Raw genomic sequence first — 6,308 nt, 5'->3', positions numbered from 1 at the left:
CCCACACCGGCATCGGCGGCCAGACCCCCTCAGCCCGCGTTCACAACGTCACGGGGAAGTACAGCTAGCCGCGTGTCCGCGTCGATCGCGGCGCGACCCCTCGTGGTAGATTTATCTCGATGTCAAGATAAATTGCTCTCCCCGCGGGCACGTCCCGCCGCCTCCAGCTGTTAGGCCCGCCTTGGTGGCCGAAGGCAGTGCAGGAGGGCAAGATGGGGAGCGCAAGTGCGCGGTCGACCAGGAGGAGACACCCGTGTCCACGGTGAACAGCTTCGGTGCCAAGAGCACCCTGACGGTCGGCAGCACCGACTATGAGATCTTCCGCATCGATGCGGTCGAGGGCTTCCAGAAGCTCCCCTTCAGCCTCAAGGTGCTGCTGGAGAATCTGCTTCGCACCGAGGACGGCGCGAACATCACCAAGGAGCAGATCAGTGCGCTCGGCTCCTGGGACCCGAACGCCGAGCCGAACACCGAGATCCAGTTCACGCCGGCTCGCGTGGTCATGCAGGACTTCACGGGCGTGCCGTGCATCGTCGACCTCGCCACCATGCGCGAGGCGGTGACCGCCCTCGGCGGCGACGCGAACCGCATCAACCCGCTCTCGCCGGCCGAGATGGTCATCGACCACTCGGTCATCGCGGACCTCTTCGGCTCGGAGAACGCGCTCGAGCGCAACGTCGAGATCGAGTACGAGCGCAACGGCGAGCGCTACCAGTTCCTCCGCTGGGGCCAGACCGCGTTCCAGGACTTCAAGGTGGTGCCCCCCGGCACCGGCATCGTGCACCAGGTCAACATCGAGCACCTCGCGAAGGTCATCTACGACCGTGAGGTCGACGGCGTGCTGCGCGCGTACCCCGACACCTGCGTCGGCACCGACTCGCACACCACGATGGTCAACGGCCTTGGCGTGCTCGGCTGGGGCGTCGGCGGCATCGAGGCCGAGGCGGCGATGCTCGGCCAGCCCGTGTCGATGCTCATCCCGCGCGTTGTGGGCTTCAAGCTGAGCGGCGAGATCCCCGCCGGCGTGACGGCGACCGACGTCGTGCTGACGATCACGGACATGCTCCGCAAGCACGGCGTGGTCGGCAAGTTCGTCGAGTTCTACGGCGAGGGCGTCGCCTCGGTGCCGCTCGCGAACCGCGCGACCATCGGCAACATGAGCCCGGAGTTCGGCTCGACCGCCGCCATGTTCCCGATCGACGACGTCACCCTCGACTACCTGCGCCTGACCGGCCGCGACGAGCAGACGGTGGCGCTCGTGGAGGCGTACGCGAAGGAGCAGCAGCTCTGGCACGACCCGGCCCGCGAGCTCGTCTTCAGCGAGTACATGGAGCTCGACCTCTCGACGGTCGTCCCGTCGATCGCCGGCCCGAAGCGTCCCCAGGACCGCATCCTGCTGTCCGAGGCGAAGTCGCAGTTCGCGAAGGACATCCTGAGCTACGCGGACGGCGCGCACGCGCAGGAGTCCGTCGAGGTCGAGGGCACCTTCCCGGCCTCCGACCCGGGCAACACCCCCGGGGTCGAGCACGAGCACGTCGCGGTGAACGGCGTCTCGCACCAGCACGAGGGCGAGATGCACGAGCACGCGCCGTCGATGCTGGTCAGCGGCGCACCGCACGCGGCCTCCAAGCCCGTGAAGGTCACCACGCCGGAGGGGGACGAGTACCTGCTCGACCACGGCGCCGTGACGCTCGCGGCGATCACGTCGTGCACGAACACGTCGAACCCGTCCGTGATGATCGCGGCCGGACTGCTCGCCCGCAAGGCCGCGCAGAAGGGCCTCACGCGCAAGCCGTGGGTCAAGACCACGCTCGGCCCGGGTTCGAAGGTCGTCACGGACTACTACGAGAAGTCCGGTCTCGACAAGGACCTCGAGAGCCTCGGCTTCTACACGGTCGGCTACGGCTGCACGATCTGCATCGGCAACTCGGGCCCCCTCATCGAGGAGGTCTCCGAGGCGATCAACGAGAACGACCTCGCCGTCACCGCGGTGCTCTCGGGCAACCGCAACTTCGAGGGCCGCATCAGCCCCGACGTGAAGATGAACTACCTCGCGTCGCCGCCCCTCGTCGTCGCCTACTCGCTCGCCGGCTCGATGAACTTCGACTTCGAGACCGACGCGCTCGGCAAGGACGCGGACGGCAACGACATCTTCCTCAAGGACATCTGGCCCGCGCCGGAAGAGGTCCAGGAGATCATCGACTCGTCGATCTCGCGCGAGCAGTTCATCAAGCAGTACGCCACCGTCTTCGACGGCGACGAGCGCTGGAAGAACCTGCCCACCCCCGAGGGGCCCGTCTTCGAGTGGGACGAGAACTCGACCTACGTGCGCAAGGCGCCGTACTTCGACGGCATGAGCATGGACCTCACCCCGGTCGAGAACATCACCGGCGCGCGCGTCCTCGCGACCCTGGGCGACTCGGTCACGACCGACCACATCAGCCCGGCCGGCAACATCAAGGCGGGCACCCCGGCCGCGCAGTACCTGACGGAGCACGGCGTCGCCCAGCGCGACTTCAACTCCTACGGCTCGCGCCGGGGCAACCACGAGGTGATGATCCGCGGCACCTTCGCGAACATCCGCCTGAAGAACGCGCTCGTCAAGGCCGTCAACGACGGCCAGCAGATCGAGGGCGGCTTCACGCGCGACTTCACGCAGCCTGAGGGCCCGCAGTCGTACATCTACGACGCGTCGCAGAACTACCAGGCGCAGGGCACCCCGCTCGTCATCTTCGGCGGCAAGGAGTACGGCTCCGGCTCGTCGCGCGACTGGGCGGCGAAGGGCACGAGCCTGCTGGGCGTCAAGGCGGTCATCACCGAGAGCTTCGAGCGCATCCACCGCTCGAACCTGATCGGCATGGGCGTCGTCCCGCTGCAGTTCCCGGCGGGCGAGAGCTGGGAGTCGCTCGGTCTCGACGGCACCGAGATCGTCTCGATCGAGGGCCTGGACGAGCTCAACAACGGCGTCACCCCGAAGACCGTCAAGGTCACGGCGGCGCCGAGCGAGCACTCGGCCGAGGGCAAGCAGACGATCGAGTTCGACGCGATCGTCCGCATCGACACCCCCGGTGAGGCCGACTACTACCGCAACGGCGGCATCCTGCAGTACGTGCTGCGCAGCCTCGTCTGACGCACCGGTTCGAACGGCCCTCGGGATCTCCCGGGGGCCGTTCGTCGTTCGTCGGAATCCCAGATGACGCGCGTAGGCTCAGCCGTATGCGACGTACTGAGCAGCGGAGCGAGGCGACGTGAGTCTTCTCGACGGCATCCGCGATCCTCGCGACCTCGACGCCCTCACGCACGAGCAGCTGACCGATCTCGCCGCCGAGATCCGGACGTTCCTCGTGGAGAACGTCGCGCGCACCGGCGGTCACCTCGGCCCGAACCTCGGCGTGGTCGAGCTGACGATCGCGCTTCACCGGGTGTTCGCGTCCCCGGCGGATCCGATCATCTTCGACACCGGTCACCAGTCGTACGTTCACAAGCTCCTGACCGGCCGTCAGGACTTCTCCGCGCTGCGCGCCCGCGGCGGGCTGGCGGGGTACCCGCAGCGGTCGGAGAGCCCCCACGACGTCGTCGAGTCGTCCCACGCCTCGAGCTCGCTGAGCTGGGCGGATGGCGTGTCGCGCGCCTTCAGCCGCACCGGCCGCAGCGACCGCCACGTCGTCGCCGTCGTCGGCGACGGTGCCCTCACCGGCGGCATGACATGGGAGGCCCTCAACAACATCACCGACGACAACGACCGCAACCTGGTCGTCGTCGTCAACGACAACGGCCGGTCCTACGCGCCGACGATCGGCGGCATGGCGCGCCACCTCAACCGCGTCCGCACGACCGAGACGTACCGCGACCTCTCGCAGAAGTCGTCGCGCATCGCGGGCCGCTTCGGCGCGGTGGGGCGTGCGCTGTACCGCGGCGTCCGCGGCGGCACGCACGGCTTCCTGTCGCGCTTCACGAACAACTCGGCGCTGTACTCGAACCTCGACGTGAAGTACCTCGGGCCCGTCGACGGGCACGATCTGCCCGCACTCATCGAGACGCTCGAGCTGGCGAAGTCGTACGGCGCCCCCGTGATCGTGCACGTCATCACCGAGAAGGGCCGCGGTTACCAGCCGGCCCTCGACGACGAGGCGGATCAATTCCACGCCGTGGGGCGCATCGATCCGGCGACGGGCGGGGCGCTCGGCGCTTCCGCTCCCGGGTGGACCGACGTCTTCGCCGAGGAGCTCGTCCGCATCGGCGAGAAGCGCGACGACGTCATCGCGATGACCGCGGCGATGCTGCGCCCGACGGGCCTCGCGCCCTTCGCGGAGCGGTTCCCCGACCGCGTGTACGACGTGGGGATCGCCGAGCAGCACGCCGTGACGTCGGCCGCGGGCCTCGCGTACGGCGGCCTTCACCCCGTGGTGGCGCTGTACTCGACGTTCGTGAACCGCGCGTTCGACCAGGTGCTGATGGATGTCGCCCTGCACCAGGCGGGCGTCACCTTCGTGCTCGACCGCTCCGGCGTGACGGGCCCCGACGGCCCGAGCCACCACGGAATGTGGGACCTCGCGCTGCTCCACATCGTGCCGCGGATCAGGATCGCCGCGCCGCGCGACGAGACCCGCCTGCGGGAGGAGCTGCAGGAGGCCGTCGCCGTCCGTGACGCCCCCACCGTCGTGCGCTTCCCGAAGGGCGCGGTCGGCGAGGACATCCCGACCCTCGAGCGCCTGCAGGACGGCGTCGACGTGCTCGCGCGCGGAGACGCGGAGGACGTCCTCATCGTGGGTATCGGACCGTTCGCGCGGCTCGGTCTGGATGTCGCCTCGCGGCTGCGTGCGCAGGGGATCGGAGCGACCGTCGTCGACCCGCGCTGGGTCGTGCCGGTGCCGGCGTCGATCGTCGAGCTCGCCGCCCGCCACCGTCTCGTCATCACGCTCGAGGACGGCATCCGGGTGGGCGGGATCGGCACCCGCGTGCGCCAGGTTCTGCGCGAGGCCGGGATCGACACGGCCGTGGACGAGCTCGGGCTTCCCGACGAGTTCCTCGATCACGCGTCGCGTGAGCAGATCCTCGAGGACGCGGGGCTCACTCCCGCCAAGATCGCTCAGGATGTCGTGGCGCAGGTGCTCGGCACGCGCGTGCCCGTCGCCCGCCGGGACAACGGCCGGGGGCTTCCCGCCGTCACCGGCGAATTCACGCTGCGCAGCACCGGTCACTGAACCAGCGTCGACAAGCGCCGCGGGGCCGGAACCGCCTATTCCTACCGGAGCGGTGGCCTTTGTGACGTGAGGTTTCGGCGCGGACGCGCCCCCGCGCGAGCCTCCTTACTCTCGGAGGCATGCAGACGATCATCCTCCTCGCTCTCGTCGGATTCGGAGCGCAGCTCGTCGACGGTGCGCTGGGAATGGCCTACGGCGTCACCTCGACGAGTCTGCTGCTCGCGGTCGGGCTCGCGCCCGCCGCCGCCAGCGCGTCCGTGCACCTCGCCGAGGTCGGCACCACCCTGGTGTCCGGCCTGTCGCACTGGCGCTTCGGCAACGTCGACTGGCGGGCCGTGCTCAAGATCGGCATCCCCGGTGCGATCGGCGCGTTCGCCGGCGCGACCTTCCTGTCGGGGCTCGCGACCGACGTGGCGAAGCCCTACACCAGCGCGATCCTGCTCGGCCTCGGCATCTACGTGCTCGTGCGCTTCACGCTCAAGGGGCTCCCGGCGCGCCGCACCGCGGGGCGCCTCTCGCTGAGGTTCCTGGCGCCCCTCGGTCTCGTCGGCGGTTTCCTCGACGCCTCGGGCGGCGGCGGATGGGGCCCGGTCGGCACGCCCGCGCTGCTCGCCAGCGGTCGCCTGGAGCCGCGCAAGGTGATCGGCACGATCGACGCCAGCGAGTTCCTCGTCGCGGTGGCGGCATCGGTCGGCTTCTTCGTCGGCCTCAGCGGCGCGGGCATCGACACAACGTGGGTGCTCGCGCTGCTCGCCGGTGGAGTCGTCGCCGCGCCCCTTGCCGCGTGGCTCGTGCGGCTGATCCCGGCCAGGATCCTCGGCTCGCTTGTCGGCGGGCTGATCGTCTTCACGAACGTCCGGACGATCCTGACTTCCGCCGAGGCCCCCGACAGCGTCGTGAACGGTTCGCTCGTCGCGATCTCGGTGCTCTGGGCGGCGGCGGTCGGCTGGTCGCTGAAGGAGCACCGCAGGACGGTCGCGGCCGAGAAGGCCGCGGCACCCGCGGACGAGCCACGGGAGCCCGCCCTGGTCGGCGAGTGACGCCCGGCACCTGATTGCCGAAAGGCCCCGTGATCCGGAGATCACGGGGCCTTGTCGGTGTGGT

At 69.6% G+C, this 6,308-nt stretch carries 3 protein-coding genes; all 3 read left to right on the top strand.

The genetic code is table 11. The annotated features are described in order from the left end of the window. The first annotated feature begins 253 nt into the window (after positions 1–253). The 3 genes from ABD161_RS12225 (at position 254) to ABD161_RS12215 (ending at position 6,244) form a co-directional block, all read left to right on the top strand. Positions 254–3,130, top strand: a complete 2,877-nt coding sequence (locus tag ABD161_RS12225) for an aconitate hydratase (protein ID WP_344003266.1) — start codon at positions 254–256, stop codon at positions 3,128–3,130. 118 nt (positions 3,131–3,248) lie between these two features. Beyond that, positions 3,249–5,204, top strand: coding sequence for a 1-deoxy-D-xylulose-5-phosphate synthase (gene dxs / locus ABD161_RS12220; RefSeq protein ID WP_344003264.1), 1,956 nt, complete (start codon positions 3,249–3,251; stop codon positions 5,202–5,204). Between the two features lie 119 nt (positions 5,205–5,323). Next, a complete protein-coding gene (locus tag ABD161_RS12215; RefSeq protein ID WP_344003261.1) occupies positions 5,324–6,244 on the top strand; it encodes a sulfite exporter TauE/SafE family protein in 921 nt (306 codons plus the stop codon). The last annotated feature ends 64 nt before the right edge of the window (positions 6,245–6,308 follow it).

Origin of the sequence: Microbacterium paludicola, assembly GCF_039529675.1 — a bacterium.
Taxonomy (GTDB): domain Bacteria; phylum Actinomycetota; class Actinomycetes; order Actinomycetales; family Microbacteriaceae; genus Microbacterium; species Microbacterium paludicola.
This window is presented reverse-complemented; position numbering and strand designations above follow the sequence as displayed.